This window comes from Parasaccharibacter sp. TMW 2.1891, from assembly GCF_023337675.1.
Classification (GTDB): Bacteria; Pseudomonadota; Alphaproteobacteria; order Acetobacterales; family Acetobacteraceae; genus Bombella; species Bombella apis.
On the sequence record NZ_QORT01000001.1, the window covers coordinates 655663 to 669664 of the forward strand.

Genomic DNA, 14002 nt, shown 5'->3' on the forward strand with positions numbered 1-14002 from the left:
AACCCTCATTGGGTCCGCCTTTCCTTGTTGTGGTCTGGCCACAGCGTGTTTTCCGGCTTCAGGCTTCGCCTTCCGGCTCGGGGAAATTCTGCTCCTGCTTGGCCTGCCACAGAGCGGCAAAGTCGATGGGCTGGAGAGCCACCGGCGGGAAGCCGCCATCTCGTGTGACATCACTGATGATGGCCCGGGCGAAGGGGAAGATCAGGCGGGGTACTTCCACCAGCAGGATCGGCTCAATGATTTCCTGCGGCGGGTTGTCCAGCGTGACGATGGCGGCATAGGCGAGCTCCGTGATGAACACCACTGGCCCGGGGGTCTGGCTTCCTTCTGCCGGAGCCTCGGTGGCCTCGGTGCGGATGATCAGCGTGACCTCATAGATGGACTGTTCTTTTTCGATGCGGTTCGCCTGCACGTCGATGTTCACGCCAACCTGCGGCGGAGCCTGAAGGGAGGTGAAGGTTGACGCACCACGGGGAACTTCGAAGGAGAGATCCTTGGTATATTGCAGGTTGATGGCCAGCGGCAGGGAGGGAGGGGTGTTGTCCTGCGGGGCCTCAGGGTTTGTCTTGTCGGACATTCGGGATCATCCTTGCGTGAACGTAACTCTAGATGGGGCGCCCGCAGGGATGAAGCCGCTTTCCGACGGGGGGATGGGCCCGCCTCCTGCGTACGCACGTCTTTTATGGCGGTAGCATGTCTTGAAGAAGGGGCCAAGCAGATGCGGTTCTTCTTTTGCTGCTGCGGTGCGAGAGGGTGGTCACTCTTGAGATTGCCGACGGGGCGGCCTACCTTTAGGGCATGATGAGGAGAGGGCCGTGCAGGCCGGCTCCGGGTGTGATGATTGGGACTTGAGATGACGGATTTCCCCTGGGATATCGTTTTTTGGGCTCTGCTGGCCGTGGCCGTGGGCAGTGCCGTGTTTTTTGTTCTGGGGCGCCGCATGGGGGCGCAGGCCATCCGGCAGGAACAGATGCCGGCAGCCCGTGCTGTTGGCCAGCGGCAGGAGGGGGGCGTGGCCGATGCCCCCAAGCCGCCGCCGTTGCCCGGCCGTGTCGGCGGAGAGCAGAAAGCGACGGAATACAGGCTCCCGGAGGCGGATACGCAGCTCGGACAGGCTCTGGCCCGAGTCGGAACGGATGTCAGCGGGTTCTCGGCAGAATATTTCCTGAAGAAGGCTGAGGATATTTTCGCCCGTACCATCAAGGCCTTTGCCTGCGCTGATCTTCCTGCGCTGGAGAAGGTTCTGTCTCCCGCCGTGCTGGAAACGTTCAGTCACGTTCTGGAGGAGCGGAAGAAGCGTCATGAGCAGGTTCATCTGGAACTGCGACGGATCGAGCGGCTGGATTATGCATCCGTGCATCCGGGAGATGGGGAGGGTGGTGCCTGCCGTCTCGGTGTCCGCATCGTGTCGTGGCAGGTCAGCTACTGCCGGGATGAGAAGGGGATGCTCGTCGAGGGAACGGAAGCCCTGACGGAGTTTCGTGATCGCTGGACCTTTGAACAGGGCGAAAATGGCCAGTGGAAGGTGGTTGCCACAGAAGCGGACTGAGGCTACCCCGCTGGGTAAGGTTGGTCTCCCGCACGGGGAGGCCGGGTATGATGAAGACCCGGTGCTTGTTCATGCCGGGGTGGGGTAACTCTGTCATGATGAAACGTCGTTTCTCCTCTGCTGGTCTGGTGCTGGGCCCTCTGATGCTTCTTCTTGCCGGGTGTATGCCCGGCGCTCCCAAGGGCAGGATGGATGTTGCTCCTGTCAGCTTCAGCCAGCTCCCCGGCTGGGAGGGAGAGGACCATACGGCGCTGGTCAACATGGTGCGGCTGGAGTGCCTGCGTATCGCCCATCTGCCTGCGGGGGCTTCTCTTGGAGGCGCCGTTACCCTGCCTTATGGCCGTGACATGAAAGACTGGAAGAATGTCTGCGTGGCAGCCTCGTCGGTGCGGAGTAACAGGACGGAGGCCAGACAGTTCTTCGAGAGCTGGTTCCAGCCCTACCTCGTCCAGCAGGATGCTTTCTATACGGGGTACTATGACCCTGAGGTTTCTGCCTCGCTTACACAGGGTGGAGAGTATCAGATTCCTGTTTATGCCCGCCCGAAAGACCTCCTGCGGGGGCGGGATGAAAATGGCGAGCTGGAATATGGCCATTGGGTGAATTCCGTGTTCCGGCCCTATGATGACCGGGCAACCATCAATTCTGGTTCTCTGGAGGGGAAAGGGCTGGAGCTGGCCTGGCTGAAAAGCCCTGTCGATCTGCTGTTCCTGCAGACGCAGGGCTCTGGCCGTTTGCGCCTGCCGGACGGCCAGCAGGTGTTTCTTGGTTATGATGGCCGCAATGGGCGGCCTTATGTTCCGATTGGCCGCGTGCTGGTCAAACGTGGGCTGATGAAGTCGGAAGATGTGGATGCCCAGAGCATCCGGGACTGGCTGGCCAACAATCCGGATCAGGTTGCTTCTGTCCTGGAGGCAAACCCCAGTTATGTCTTTTTCCGCCGCACGCAGCGCACGGCTGATGAAGGACCGACAGGGGGCTTTGGCCTGCCGCTGACTCCTCAGCGTTCTCTTGCCGTGGACAGGCGCTTCGTGGGGTATGGGATGCCTGTCTGGGTGAATATCAGTGGCAAGGATGCGCAGGGGCGTTTCGTGACATGGTCCCGGATGGTCTTTGCGCAGGATACCGGGAGCGACATACGGGGTGCAGCGCGTGGGGATCTGTTCCTCGGGTGGGGTGAGAAGGCCGCCAGGATTGCTGGGGACATGAAGAATCACGGTCAGATGATGGTTCTCGTCCCCCTGCCTGAGGCAAAGCAGGCTGGTGAGCAGCCGGTCGTCGGTACGGCAACGGAGGTCATGGCAGCAGGGGCGGGGCAGACAGCCAGATGATTCGTGCGCGTCGTGAGACGCTGGGGATGCATACGCTCATCCGGGGAGACTGTCTGAGTGTCATGCGGCGTATGCCCGCAGGCAGTGTGGATGTGGTGGTGACATCCCCTCCCTATAATCTGGGGCTTGCTTACCGCAGCTACAGGGACAGCCTCTCCGAGGAGAGTTATCTCGACTGGATGGAGATTATCTGCTCCAAGGTAGCCCGTGTGATGCGGGATGATGGGTCTTTTTTTCTCAATATAGCCGGGTCATCTGCCCAGCCATGGTTGCCATTCGAGCTGATGGTCCGGTTGAGGAAGCTGTTTACCCTTCAGAACCATATTTCATGGATCAAGTCCGTATCGGTAGGGGAGGTGACGCATGGGCACTTCAAGCCGGTCAATTCACCTCGCTACGTCAACCGGAACCATGAGCATATTTTCCACCTGACCAAACAGGGAGATGTGGAGCTGGACCGGCTCGGGGCGGGTGTTCCTTTCACGGACAAAAGCAACATCCATCGTCGCCAGCACAGGGAGGACCGGCGGTGTCGGGGTGATACATGGTTCATCCCCTATGAAACGGTACGGAGTCGTTCAGCCCGCTACAGCCATCCGGGGACCTTCCCCGTTGCCCTGCCGGAGCGTTGCATCCGCCTGCATGGGGTGCATCCTGAGATGATGGTGCTGGACCCGTTCATGGGAACGGGGACGAGCCTTGTGGCCGCAGAGTCGCTGAAGGTCCGCTCCATCGGCATTGAGGCCGATACGACCTATGTCCGGTTTGCACGCAAGCGTCTGCGTGCCATGATAATGCAGGGTGATACCGGCGCAGTGACGGAAGACGGGGCATAACAAGGTGGCAAGACGGACTCTGGGTGATGATGAAGCGGCGCTGTGGAAAGCTTTCGTCTGGGATGTTGCCCCGTTGCGGGGGCGAAGGGAGGCTGCGGGCAGGTTTGTCCGGGAGGAGACTGGCAAGACGGAGAGTACGGTAGCTCGCCAGTCGGAAGGGGGGCGGAATACAGGGATGATGACGGTCAGGCTGGTGATGGCCCAGCCGGCCAGGGCACCCCGTCCCCGTCCTGCCCCGCATGTGGGGGTCCGTGCTCCTGGCCTTGATGATACGCAGTGGCGTCGTCTGTCCCGTGGGCAGATGCGTGTGGATGCCCGGCTCGACCTGCATGGCTACGTCGTGCAGGAGGCTTTTGAGGAGTTTCACCGCTTCATGCAGCGCAGTCGTGTCATGGGGTGGCGCTGTGTCGAGGTCGTTACCGGGCTGGGCAGTGGCATCCGGGGAGGGAGCATCCGCCGGGAATTGCCTCATTGGCTGCATCGTGCCGACATAGCGCCCATGGTGCTGGGTGTGGTGCACAGCCATCAGGGAAATCAGGGTGCCTTGCGGCTTCTTTTGCGGAAAAAACGCTAGAAGAGGAAAGGGAGGATCATTCCGATCTTGGAGAAGGGGAAGAGGTTTTCTATAACATTAATGTCGAGAATGATTATCAATTAAAGCAGGAGGTTTCATCCATGGGGGGCATGGTGTCCCTGCGGGATGACCTTTCCGGGAAAGGCGCAAGATCATGGTTTCATTGAAAGCCCTGTTTGGCTCTGCCGGCGTCATGCTGGCAGCCCTGGCTGGCGGTATGTGGCCAGTCCATCAGGCTCAGGCGAAGGATGTGCGGGACATCACGGGGGCGGTCGTGTCCGTTCCGGATCATCCCCAGCGCATCATTCTGGGAGAAGGGCGGCTGATCTACGCCTTGGAGCCTCTGGAGGGAAAGCATCTGTTTGACCGTATCGTCGGCTGGCAGGGGGAATTCCGGGAGGCCGACAGACAGAATTATGAGCAGATGCTCAAGACATTTCCGGAGGCTGACAAGGTCGCCGTGATCGGACGGACAACCGCTGATACGATCAGTCCGGAAAAGGTGCTGGACCTTCATCCTGATCTCGCCATTTTCAGCACGACCGGCCATGGTCCCGGGCAGACTGGTGATGTGACGGCCAGGCTGCGGGCAGCGCATGTGCCTGTCCTGTTTGTGGATTTCCGGCAGGACCCGGTAAAAACGACCGTCCCCAGCATGGTCATTCTCGGCCAGGCCCTCGGGCGTGAGGCAGAAGCAAAAGCCTATACGGATTTTTATGAAAGCCGTCTGAAGGCCATCCAGTCTGTCGTGGAGACAATCCCGGAGGCCCAACGCCCCAGCGTGTTCATCAACATGCTGGCCGGGGCGCGGCAGAGCTGCTGCCATACGGCAGGGCGAGGCAACATGGGAGCCTTTATCGAGGCTGCCGGGGGGCGCAACATCGCAGCCGATCTTCTACCGGGTTATATCGGCGATGTTTCGGCAGAGATGGTCATCGCCAAAGATCCCGACGTGCTGATTCTGGATGGCACCCGGGGGCCGGGCAACAGCGGGCCGGGCCTGAAGATGGGATCACAGGTGACGCCGGAGATGGCGCAGGCCTCTCTTGCGGCCCTGCTGAAAGCGCCTGAACTTGCCGGGCTTGGGGCGGTCCGCAATGGACGTGCCTATGGTATCTGGCACACGTTCTATGACAGTCCGTTCAATATTCTCGCCATTGAGGTCATGGCAAAATGGTTTTATCCCGAACGCTTCAGGGATCTGGACCCGGATGCTGACCGCAGCCTGGTACAGAGCCGTTTTACAGTGATGCCGAACAGCGGGACATATTGGATCAAGGCGAATGCCCATTAAAGAGACAGAGACCAGAACAGACGGGCCATCAGACGAAATGGCCCGTCTTGCCGCACGATTGACAGGCATACAGGCATCCTATGTAAAGCTGACCCGCCACAGGGTGGGTGTCCTCTGCCTGATGGCAGGGCTGATCCTTTTTTCCATACTGCTTGATTTTTCCCTGGGCCCGGCCGGTCTTGGCCCGGCGGCCTTGTTTCATGCGCTCATGCATCCCTCATCCGGGACGAATGCCGTCATCGTATGGCATATCCGCCTGCCTTATGCCCTGATGGCGGCCCTGGTGGGCGTTGCTTTGGGAATATCCGGTGGGGAGATGCAGACGGTGCTGGATAACCCCCTGGCCAGCCCTTACACGCTGGGTGTGTCGGCGGCGGCGGCATTTGGGGCCTCTCTGGCCATCGTGCTGCATTGGCATATCCCTTATGTGCCGGAAAACTGGATGGTCCCGCTGGAGGCGTTCGTGTTTGCTGTGGGTTCGGCTGGTCTGCTGGAGCTGGTGGCCCGGGCACGGGGCCATTCCACGGCCATGGTGGTGCTGTTCGGTATTGCGCTGGTATTCACTTTTCATGCCTTCGTGGCCTTGATGCAGTTCATCGCTGATGAGGATGCTCTTCAGGACCTTGTTTTCTGGACGATGGGTAGCCTGACCCGGGCTGACTGGGGCAAGATTTCCGTCATGAGCCTCGGTTGCCTGTTGGTGCTGCCGTTCTGCTTCCGGGCGGCTCCGGCCCTGACAGCCCTGCGGCTGGGGGAGGACCGGGCAGCAAGTTATGGTGTGGATACGAAACGCCTGCGGATGATGTCTCTGCTGCGCATCAGTGTGCTGTCTGCCCTGGCTGTATCCTTTGTCGGGACGATCGGTTTCGTGGGGCTGGTTGCGCCCCACATTGCCCGCCGCCTGCTGGGGGAGGATCATCGTTTTTATCTGCCCGGGGCTGCCCTGTGCGGTGGGCTCATCATGTCGCTGGCCTCCATCGCGGCCAAGAACATTCTGCCGGGGGTCGTGATTCCGGTGGGGATTGTTACCTCACTGGTGGGAATTCCTTTCTTCCTTGCCGTGGTTCTGAGAAAGGGGGCCTGAAATGGGGAACTGTCAGACACATCAGCTGGAAGTTGAAAATTTCAGTGTCCATTATGGGCGGCGGCAGGTCCTGCATGACATGACGCTTGCCCCCATGCGGGCCGGGCGTGTGACGGCCCTGCTGGGGCCGAATGGCTCGGGCAAGTCCACCTTCATGCGGGGAGTTGCCGGCCTGACCCGGGCGGAGGGGTGTGTTCGCCTTGCCGGGCAGGATCTTTCAAAACTGGGGGTTGGTGAGCGGGCCAGGCTGGCTGCCTATCTGCCACAGAGCCTGCCGCCTGCCGTTCATCTTCAGGTGATCGAGGCGGTGATGGTGGCCCGTCGGGCGGGGGAGGCCGTGTCTGCCGAGTGTGCCCTGCGGGAAAGCACCGACGTTCTGGAGGAGCTGGGTATCGGCAGGCTGGCCCTGCGCTACATGGATGAACTGTCCGGTGGTCAGCGGCAGATGGTGGGACTGGCGCAGGCCCTGGTGCGCCGTCCGGCCATGTTGCTGCTGGATGAACCCTTGAGTGCGCTGGACCTGCGGTATCAGTTTGCCGTCATGGACGTCGTCCGTCGTGAGACACGGAAACGTGATATCGTGACGCTACTGGTTGTTCACGATCTGAACATCGCTCTGCAACGTGCTCATGATGTTGTCTATATGCGGGATGGTCGGCTTGTGGCACAGGGGGCTGTCATGGCCGTGACAACACCTGCCGTGCTGGGAGATGTCTATGGTGTCCAGACCCGTCTGGAGGTCTGTCCCCGTGGGCTGCCCCATGTGCTGGTGGATGGCATTATTGGGAGTGATGGCTGAGGCACTGTGCTGCCGGAAAGTCCCATGATGACCCGCACGGATACCATGGCGTGTTTGTCAGGTAGGGACAGGATGAGCCATTGCCCAGTAACGGACTGTTTTCAGATGTCGTGAGTTCTTTCGGGGCTTTTCTGGTCAGGAGGCCCCGATGCGTTATCTCGTGACGGGTGGTGCCGGTTTTGTTGGCAGTCATGTCGTGCTTGCCCTGCTGGATGCAGGGCATGAAGTTGCTGTTCTTGATGATCTGAGCACAGGGCATCGGGCAGCCGTGCCACCTGGCGTCCCTTTCTTTCTGGTCGATCTGGCCAGTCAGGAGGCCACAGCGGGTGTGATGGCCCAGGGGCCGTGGGATGGTGTGCTGCATTTCGCTGCCCTGTCCCGTGTTGGTGACAGTGTGAGAAGGCCCCTCCATTATCTGAGGCGGAATTATCTCACCACGCTCAATCTCATCGAAGCCTGTGTGGCCCATGGCGTGAAGAAATTTGTCTTTTCCTCCACAGCGGCACTGTTTGGAGGAACGGAGCGCACTGGCCTCATTTCAGAAGCGGCATCTGTTGATCCCGGTTCCCCCTATGGGGAAAGCAAATTCATGATCGAACGTGTCCTGCATTGGGCTGACAGGATATACGGCATGAGAAGCGCCTGCCTGCGTTATTTTAATGCTGCTGGGGCCGATCCCGCTGGAAGGGCAGGTGAAGATCATCGCCCTGAAACGCACCTGATTCCTTTGACGATCGAGGCTGCGTTGGGAATGCGGCCAACGCTGAAGCTGTTTGGCCTGGATTATCCAACGATGGACGGGTCCTGTATTCGTGACTATGTGCATGTCGCCGATATTGCCGAAGCCCATCTCAGGGCGCTGGAGCAGATGGAGCAGGGCAGCATATGCTACAATATCGGGACCGGGTGTGGTTATTCCAATCTGGAGGTTATTGCCAGTGTTGAAAGGGTAAGCGGCCGGTCGGTACCTTGGGAGCCTGCTCCAAGGCGGGAAGGAGACCCTGTCAGACTGGTGGCAGACCCGGCACGACTGCACGCCGATACAGGCTGGACGCCCAGATTTGCAGGGCTTGACATGATTGTTGAAACAGCCCTGCGCTGGCGGCAGGCTCATCCGCAGGGCTATGCTGACTGATCATTCTCCAGCTCCGTATGGAGCTGGACATGAATGCTTCAGGGCCAGATGACTTCTGGTGGCATGGACATCAGGATGGCCTCGGTATTGCCGCCTGTTTTCAGGCCGAAGAGCGTCCCCCGGTCATAAAGGAGGTTGAACTCCACATAACGGCCCCGTCGCCTGAGCTGGGCCTGACGGTCTCCATCCGTCCAGGGAGTGAACATCCGCCCCCGGACGATGCCGGCATAGCTGTTCAGGAAGGCTTCTCCCACATCCCGGGTGAAGGTGAAGTCATTGGCGAGGTTCTGGCTGTCCAGCCAGTCATAGAAGATGCCGCCCAGCCCACGGGGTTCGTTGCGGTGTTTCAGGAAGAAATACTCATCACACCATTTCTTGAAGCGGGGATAGTAGTCCGGGTCGTGTCTGTCGCAGGCCTCCTGAAAGGCCCGGTGGAACGTGGCCGCATCTTCGAGGGCTTCCGGGCTTTCAGGGAACATGGGCGTGATGTCGCCACCCCCACCGAACCATCCCTTTGAGGTGATGATCATGCGGGTGTTGAAATGCGCCGCACTGACATGGGGGTTGCAGGGATGGGCCACCAGAGAGATGCCTGTGGCAAAGAAGCGTGGGTCCTCCGCCGCACCGGGAATGGTCTTGCGGAATTCTGGTGAAAATTCCCCCCAGACGGTTGAGACATTCACGCCAACCTTCTCAAAGACACGCCCCTTCATGACAGACATGACACCACCGCCACCTTCAGGCCTCTCCCAGGCCGTACGCTGGAAACGCCCCGGCAGCTCATGCCCGGCCAGAACGGGAGCGTCCCCGGCTGCTGCCTCGTCTTCCAGAGCCTCATAGGCGGCGCATATCCTGTCACGCAGGCTTTCGAACCAGCTGCGGGCCTCGTCCGTCAAGCCGGCATGGGGCAGGTCGGGCAGGGCAAAAGGCGTTGAGGATGGCATGGGCATCTCCTGATCTGTGTGGGGCAGAAATGGATGGTTTGTCACTCTGGGTTGTCATGCTGTTCATAGGCCAAAAGGCTCATTCTGGCTTACTGGCTTTTCCTGATGTTGTAAAAAGGGCAGGCAACCCTGCCTATTGATTTTTGGGTTGGTCTTCTGAAAGACTGTCCGCTATCTGATGAGAGGACTGCCGGAAGGGTTGTGCGGGACTGTGTGCCCTGCGAGCGGCGACCGGGTCGAGGCAGGATGGAGTGAGGATTTATGGTTGCAGACAAGATGATCGAACCTGTCATTGGTGTCATCGGGGGCTCAGGCCTTTATGAGATTGACGGGCTGGAAAACCGGGAGTGGCGGCGTTGTGAATCCCCTTGGGGCGCTCCTTCCGATGAGCTCCTCTTTGGCACGCTGGAGGGGGTGCGCTGCGTGTTTCTGCCCCGTCATGGCCGTGGGCATCCCATTCCGCCCTCACGTCTGAATTACCGTGCGAACATTGATGCCCTCAAGCGGGCCGGTGTGACGGACATCATCTCTCTCTCTGCCGTGGGGTCTCTGAAGGAAGAGCTGGCTCCGGGCCATTTTGTGCTGGTGGATCAGTTCATTGACCTGACACAGGGGCGTCCCCGGACCTTTTTTGAGGAAGGCTGCGTGGCCCATGTCAGCATGGGTGAGCCGGTTTCCGCCCGCATGGCCACCACGCTGGCTGATGAGGCCGAAAAGCTGGGTATCACGGTTACACGGGGCGGCAGCTATGTCGTTATCGAGGGGCCGCAGTTTTCCACCCGGGCCGAGAGCGAGCTTTATCGCTCATGGGGGGCGTCGGTCATCGGCATGACGAACATGCCGGAGGCCCGTCTGGCCCGTGAGGCAGAAATGAACTATGCCACCGTTGCCATGGTGACCGATTATGACTGCTGGCACGAAGAGCATGAGCACGTCACGGTGGATGCTGTCGTCCGTACCATGAAGAGCAACTCCAAACATGCCCGGGAGCTTGTTCGCCGGGCCATTCCGGCCCTTGGCAAGGCCCGCCCCATCTGCACCGGTACCGGTGCAGCCGAGCGTGCGCTGGACAATGCCATCATCACGCCGCCGGAAGCCAGAGACTTCTCCGTTCTGGCCCGTCTGGACGCTGTTGCGGGGCGTGTGCTGTTCAGCTGAGCGCCAGCCTGATGGCTTTGTGAAGGGAGGGCCTCCCCGCTGGATGGCGGGGAGGTCTTTCTGCATGCAGGGCTTTCAGAAACCGTGAAGCAGGCCCCCGTCAACCGGGATGCGGGTCCCGGTGATGTAGGCCGCCAGAGGGCTGGCCAGAAAGGCGGCCATGTGCCCCAGCTCTTCGGGTTGGCCGTAGCGGCCTGCGGGCACGCCGTTTTCTTTCTGCCTGCGGAACTCTTCGAGCGGAATACCAGCCTTTTCAGCCCGTATTCTGTTCAGGGTGGCGACGCGGTCCGTCTCGAAGCGGCCGGGCAGCAGCGTATTGACCGTCACGCCATCATGGGCGACCTCCCGGGCGAGGGTTTTGCCCCAGCTGGCCAGGGCGGAGCGGAGTGCGCTGGAGAGAACGAGGTTGGGAATGGGCTCCACGATACTGGTGGAGGACACCATGATGATCCGGCCGAACTGTCGTTGCCTCATGCCCGGCAGATACTGGCCGACAAGCTGCATGACAGGCAGAAGCATCGTGGCGGTTTCTTTCTGCCAGAGTGCCGGATCGCAGGCCGTGGCAGGCTCTAGGGGCGGTCCGCCGCCATTGCCGATGATGATGTCCGTCTCCGGCATGATATTCTGGAGGGCTGTCAGGCAGGTCTGTACGCTGTCTGGTGCCGAGAAATCCACGGCATGCCAGTGCGGGGTGATGCCGGTCTCGGCTGCCAGATCATGAGCGGCCTGCCGCAGTCTGTTTTCATCACGGGCCAGCAGACAGGGGCGGACGCCTTCCCGTGCCAGGGATCGGGCAATGCCCAGTCCCAGCCCCCGGCTTCCTCCCATGATGATGGCTGTTCGTTCTTGCAGATGCAGGTCCATGATGGCCTCTCCTGATCCTGTAAAGACGCCCCTTTTCAGGGAATGGAAAAGAGAAGTTTTCACCTCTTCGTGGTCAGGAGCAAGAGGGAATGAAACGGTGTGGCTCATGACAGGATGCGCCTATTCATGAATGTTTGTTTAAAAGTAAGAACGATTAAAAAATCTCCGGTGCCTCGGAGGGGAGTTCTTGACGCTACAGGGGGGCGTCACTATCTCTCATTCGCCCCGTTTGATCGGGGAGTTTACTGGTGCGCTGCTAGAATGAGCGCAATAACCCGGCTGCGCTGCTTTATGGAAGGGCCAGCCTAAAATGGAGTGATCCATGACGAAGTTTCGTCCCCTTCACGACCGTGTAGTGGTCCGCCGTCTGGACGGTGAAGAAAAAACCGCCGGTGGCATCATCATTCCTGAAACCGCCAAGGAAAAGCCGATGGAAGGCGAGGTCCTGGCCGTTGGGTCCGGTGCCCGCAATGAGCAGGGTCAGGTCGTGGCGCTGGATGTCAAGGCTGGCGACCGTGTCCTGTTTGGCAAGTGGTCCGGTACCGAGGTGAAGATCGGCGGTGAAGACCTGCTGATCATGAAAGAGAGCGACATTCTGGGCATCGTCGGCTGAGGCCACATTCCCGGACATTTTTCTCTCCGACCATCTTTGAAGGAATTAGGTGTTATGGCTGCTAAAGACGTGAAATTTGGTGCTGATGCCCGTGAGCGCATGCTCCGTGGTGTTGATATTCTTGCCAATGCCGTGAAGGTGACGCTCGGTCCGAAGGGCCGCAATGTCGTTCTGGACAAGAGCTACGGTGCCCCCCGCATCACCAAGGACGGCGTTTCCGTCGCCAAGGAGATCGAGCTGGCCGACAAGTTCGAGAACATGGGCGCACAGATGGTGCGTGAAGTGTCCTCCAAGACCAACGATGTGGCTGGTGACGGCACCACGACCGCTACCGTTCTGGCCCAGGCCATCATCCGTGAGGGTGCCAAGGCTGTCGCCGCCGGCATGAACCCGATGGACCTGAAGCGTGGCATCGACAAGGCCGTGCTGCGTGTCGTGGAAGAACTGAAGACCCGCACCAAGAAGATCTCCTCCCAGGATGAGATTTCCCAGGTCGGCACGATCTCTGCCAACGGCGAGTCCGAAGTCGGCAAGATGATCTCCGAAGCCATGGAGAAGGTCGGTCACGAGGGTGTCATCACGGTGGAAGAGGCCAAGGGCCTGCACACCGAGCTGGATGTCGTGGAAGGCATGCAGTTTGACCGTGGCTACATCTCCCCGTACTTCGTGACGAACACGGAGAAGATGACGGCTGATCTGGAAAACCCTTACATCCTGATCCACGAGAAGAAGATCTCTTCTCTCCAGCCGATGCTGCCGCTGCTGGAAAGCGTCGTGCAGTCTGGCCGCCCGCTGCTGATCATCGCTGAGGAAGTCGATGGTGAGGCTCTGGCCACGCTGGTCGTCAACAAGCTGCGTGGTGGCCTGAAGATCGCTGCCGTGAAGGCTCCGGGCTTCGGTGACCGTCGCAAGGCCATGCTGGAAGACATCGCCATCGTGACCGGTGGTCAGGTCGTCTCCGAGGATATCGGCATCAAGCTGGAATCCGTCACGCTGGACATGCTTGGCACGGCCAAGAAGGTGCATATCGACAAGGAGAACACCACCATCGTCGAGGGTGCCGGTGCTGCCGAGGGCATCAAGGGCCGTTGCGCCCAGATCCGCTCTCAGATCGAAGCCACGACATCCGACTATGACCGTGAGAAGCTCCAGGAGCGTCTGGCCAAGCTGGCTGGTGGCGTTGCCGTCATCCGCGTCGGTGGCAGCACCGAGGTCGAGGTGAAGGAGCGCAAGGACCGCGTTGATGATGCCCTGCACGCAACCCGTGCGGCTGTTGAGGAAGGTATCGTCCCGGGTGGTGGTACGGCTCTGGCCCGTGCAAGCCTGCTGTTCGATGACCTGACCTTCGAGAATGACGACCAGCGTGCTGGTGCCCAGATCGTTCGCAAGGCTCTTCAGGCTCCGCTGCGCCAGATTGCCCACAATGCTGGTGAAGATGGTGCCGTGATTGCTGGCAAGGTGCTGGAACTGAGCAACTATAACGAAGGCTTTGACGCCCAGAAGGGTGAGTACAAGGACCTCGTGGCTGCCGGTATCATTGACCCGACCAAGGTCGTCCGCACGGCCCTTCAGGATGCAGCCTCCGTGGCTGGCCTGCTGATCACCACCGAAGCCATGGTTGCCGAGCGTCCGGAGAAGAAGTCCGACGATGCTGCTGGTGCCGGTATGGGTGGCATGGGCGGAATGGGTGGCATGGGTGGTATGGGCGGCTTCTGATCGCTCATCCTTCCCCATCCCGGTCACTCTGGCCGGGATGGCCTCCTGTCCCGTACAGGCAGAAAGAAAAGCCTCGCTCTTTCGGGAGCGGGGCTTTTTTGTGTT

14 protein-coding genes are annotated in these 14002 nt (G+C 60.0%); 11 read left to right on the forward strand and 3 right to left on the reverse strand.

What is annotated here, in order from left to right; genetic code table 11:
- Positions 1-58 precede the first annotated feature (58 nt).
- The gene (gene secB / locus DTJ15_RS02825; protein ID WP_043560554.1) at positions 59-577 is read right to left on the reverse strand and encodes a protein-export chaperone SecB; all 519 of its coding nucleotides are present in this window, start codon (positions 575-577) and stop codon (positions 59-61) included.
- Between the two features lie 276 nt (positions 578-853).
- On the opposite strand from secB, the gene DTJ15_RS02830 reads away from it, so the two are divergent.
- The 8 genes from DTJ15_RS02830 to galE all read left to right on the forward strand — a co-directional run bounded on the left by DTJ15_RS02830 (position 854) and on the right by galE (position 8602).
- Complete coding sequence (locus tag DTJ15_RS02830) at positions 854-1549, forward strand: Tim44/TimA family putative adaptor protein (RefSeq protein WP_081563043.1); 696 nt, start codon at positions 854-856, stop codon at positions 1547-1549.
- A gap of 95 nt (positions 1550-1644) precedes the next feature.
- Positions 1645-2880 (forward strand): murein transglycosylase A, encoded by a 1236-nt coding sequence (locus DTJ15_RS02835; protein WP_249109348.1) that lies wholly within the window; start codon positions 1645-1647, stop codon positions 2878-2880.
- Entirely contained in the window at positions 2877-3716 is an 840-nt protein-coding gene (locus tag DTJ15_RS02840; RefSeq protein ID WP_086431081.1) for a site-specific DNA-methyltransferase, read from the forward strand. Before DTJ15_RS02835 ends, DTJ15_RS02840 begins: the two co-directional genes overlap by 4 nt.
- Positions 3717-3720: 4 nt before the next feature.
- The gene (locus DTJ15_RS02845; RefSeq protein ID WP_249109349.1) at positions 3721-4290 is read left to right on the forward strand and encodes a Smr/MutS family protein; all 570 of its coding nucleotides are present in this window, start codon (positions 3721-3723) and stop codon (positions 4288-4290) included.
- A gap of 154 nt (positions 4291-4444) precedes the next feature.
- On the forward strand, positions 4445-5584 hold the full coding sequence (locus tag DTJ15_RS02850) for an ABC transporter substrate-binding protein (RefSeq protein WP_043560542.1): 1140 nt from the start codon (positions 4445-4447) through the stop codon (positions 5582-5584).
- Positions 5585-5621: 37 nt separating this feature from the next.
- Positions 5622-6668: an iron ABC transporter permease gene (locus DTJ15_RS02855; RefSeq protein ID WP_052349086.1), complete on the forward strand. Its 1047-nt coding sequence runs from the start codon at positions 5622-5624 to the stop codon at positions 6666-6668.
- Position 6669: 1 nt separating this feature from the next.
- A complete protein-coding gene (locus DTJ15_RS02860) occupies positions 6670-7467 on the forward strand; it encodes an ABC transporter ATP-binding protein (RefSeq protein ID WP_043560539.1) in 798 nt (265 codons plus the stop codon).
- A gap of 148 nt (positions 7468-7615) precedes the next feature.
- Positions 7616-8602 carry a UDP-glucose 4-epimerase GalE gene (gene galE, locus DTJ15_RS02865; RefSeq protein ID WP_043560537.1) on the forward strand — a complete coding sequence of 329 codons (987 nt, stop codon included), beginning with the start codon at positions 7616-7618 and terminating at the stop codon, positions 8600-8602.
- Between the two features lie 38 nt (positions 8603-8640).
- On the opposite strand, the gene hemF is transcribed toward galE, so the two are convergent.
- Positions 8641-9546, reverse strand: a complete 906-nt coding sequence (gene hemF, locus DTJ15_RS02870; RefSeq protein ID WP_081563047.1) for an oxygen-dependent coproporphyrinogen oxidase — start codon at positions 9544-9546, stop codon at positions 8641-8643.
- A 261-nt stretch (positions 9547-9807) separates the two neighbouring features.
- Between hemF and DTJ15_RS02875 the strand changes: the two genes are divergently transcribed.
- On the forward strand, positions 9808-10704 hold the full coding sequence (locus tag DTJ15_RS02875; RefSeq protein ID WP_043560531.1) for an S-methyl-5'-thioadenosine phosphorylase: 897 nt from the start codon (positions 9808-9810) through the stop codon (positions 10702-10704).
- 75 nt (positions 10705-10779) lie between these two features.
- On the opposite strand, the gene DTJ15_RS02880 is transcribed toward DTJ15_RS02875, so the two are convergent.
- Positions 10780-11568 (reverse strand): SDR family oxidoreductase, encoded by a 789-nt coding sequence (locus DTJ15_RS02880; protein ID WP_249109351.1) that lies wholly within the window; start codon positions 11566-11568, stop codon positions 10780-10782.
- A gap of 322 nt (positions 11569-11890) precedes the next feature.
- Here DTJ15_RS02880 and groES point away from each other — a divergent pair, with 322 nt between their 5' ends.
- Together groES and groL are read left to right on the forward strand one after the other, a co-directional pair.
- The gene (gene groES / locus DTJ15_RS02885) at positions 11891-12181 is read left to right on the forward strand and encodes a co-chaperone GroES (RefSeq protein ID WP_249109353.1); all 291 of its coding nucleotides are present in this window, start codon (positions 11891-11893) and stop codon (positions 12179-12181) included.
- Positions 12182-12235: 54 nt separating this feature from the next.
- Positions 12236-13897 carry a chaperonin GroEL gene (gene groL / locus DTJ15_RS02890; RefSeq protein WP_043560525.1) on the forward strand — a complete coding sequence of 554 codons (1662 nt, stop codon included), beginning with the start codon at positions 12236-12238 and terminating at the stop codon, positions 13895-13897.
- Positions 13898-14002: the final 105 nt, after the last annotated feature.

Bases quoted from the DNA above. Each gene is read 5' to 3' on its own strand.
- secB (WP_043560554.1), bottom strand. From the start codon at position 577: ATGTCCGACAAGACAAACCCTGAGGCCCCGCAGGACAACACCCCTCCC.
- DTJ15_RS02830 (WP_081563043.1), top strand. From the start codon at position 854: ATGACGGATTTCCCCTGGGATATCGTTTTTTGGGCTCTGCTGGCCGTG.
- DTJ15_RS02835 (WP_249109348.1), top strand. From the start codon at position 1,645: ATGATGAAACGTCGTTTCTCCTCTGCTGGTCTGGTGCTGGGCCCTCTG.
- DTJ15_RS02840 (WP_086431081.1), top strand. From the start codon at position 2,877: ATGATTCGTGCGCGTCGTGAGACGCTGGGGATGCATACGCTCATCCGG.
- DTJ15_RS02850 (WP_043560542.1), top strand. From the start codon at position 4,445: ATGGTTTCATTGAAAGCCCTGTTTGGCTCTGCCGGCGTCATGCTGGCA.
- DTJ15_RS02855 (WP_052349086.1), top strand. From the start codon at position 5,622: ATGGCCCGTCTTGCCGCACGATTGACAGGCATACAGGCATCCTATGTA.
- DTJ15_RS02860 (WP_043560539.1), top strand. From the start codon at position 6,670: ATGGGGAACTGTCAGACACATCAGCTGGAAGTTGAAAATTTCAGTGTC.
- galE (WP_043560537.1), top strand. From the start codon at position 7,616: ATGCGTTATCTCGTGACGGGTGGTGCCGGTTTTGTTGGCAGTCATGTC.
- hemF (WP_081563047.1), bottom strand. From the start codon at position 9,546: ATGCCATCCTCAACGCCTTTTGCCCTGCCCGACCTGCCCCATGCCGGC.
- DTJ15_RS02875 (WP_043560531.1), top strand. From the start codon at position 9,808: ATGGTTGCAGACAAGATGATCGAACCTGTCATTGGTGTCATCGGGGGC.
- DTJ15_RS02880 (WP_249109351.1), bottom strand. From the start codon at position 11,568: ATGGACCTGCATCTGCAAGAACGAACAGCCATCATCATGGGAGGAAGC.
- groES (WP_249109353.1), top strand. From the start codon at position 11,891: ATGACGAAGTTTCGTCCCCTTCACGACCGTGTAGTGGTCCGCCGTCTG.
- groL (WP_043560525.1), top strand. From the start codon at position 12,236: ATGGCTGCTAAAGACGTGAAATTTGGTGCTGATGCCCGTGAGCGCATG.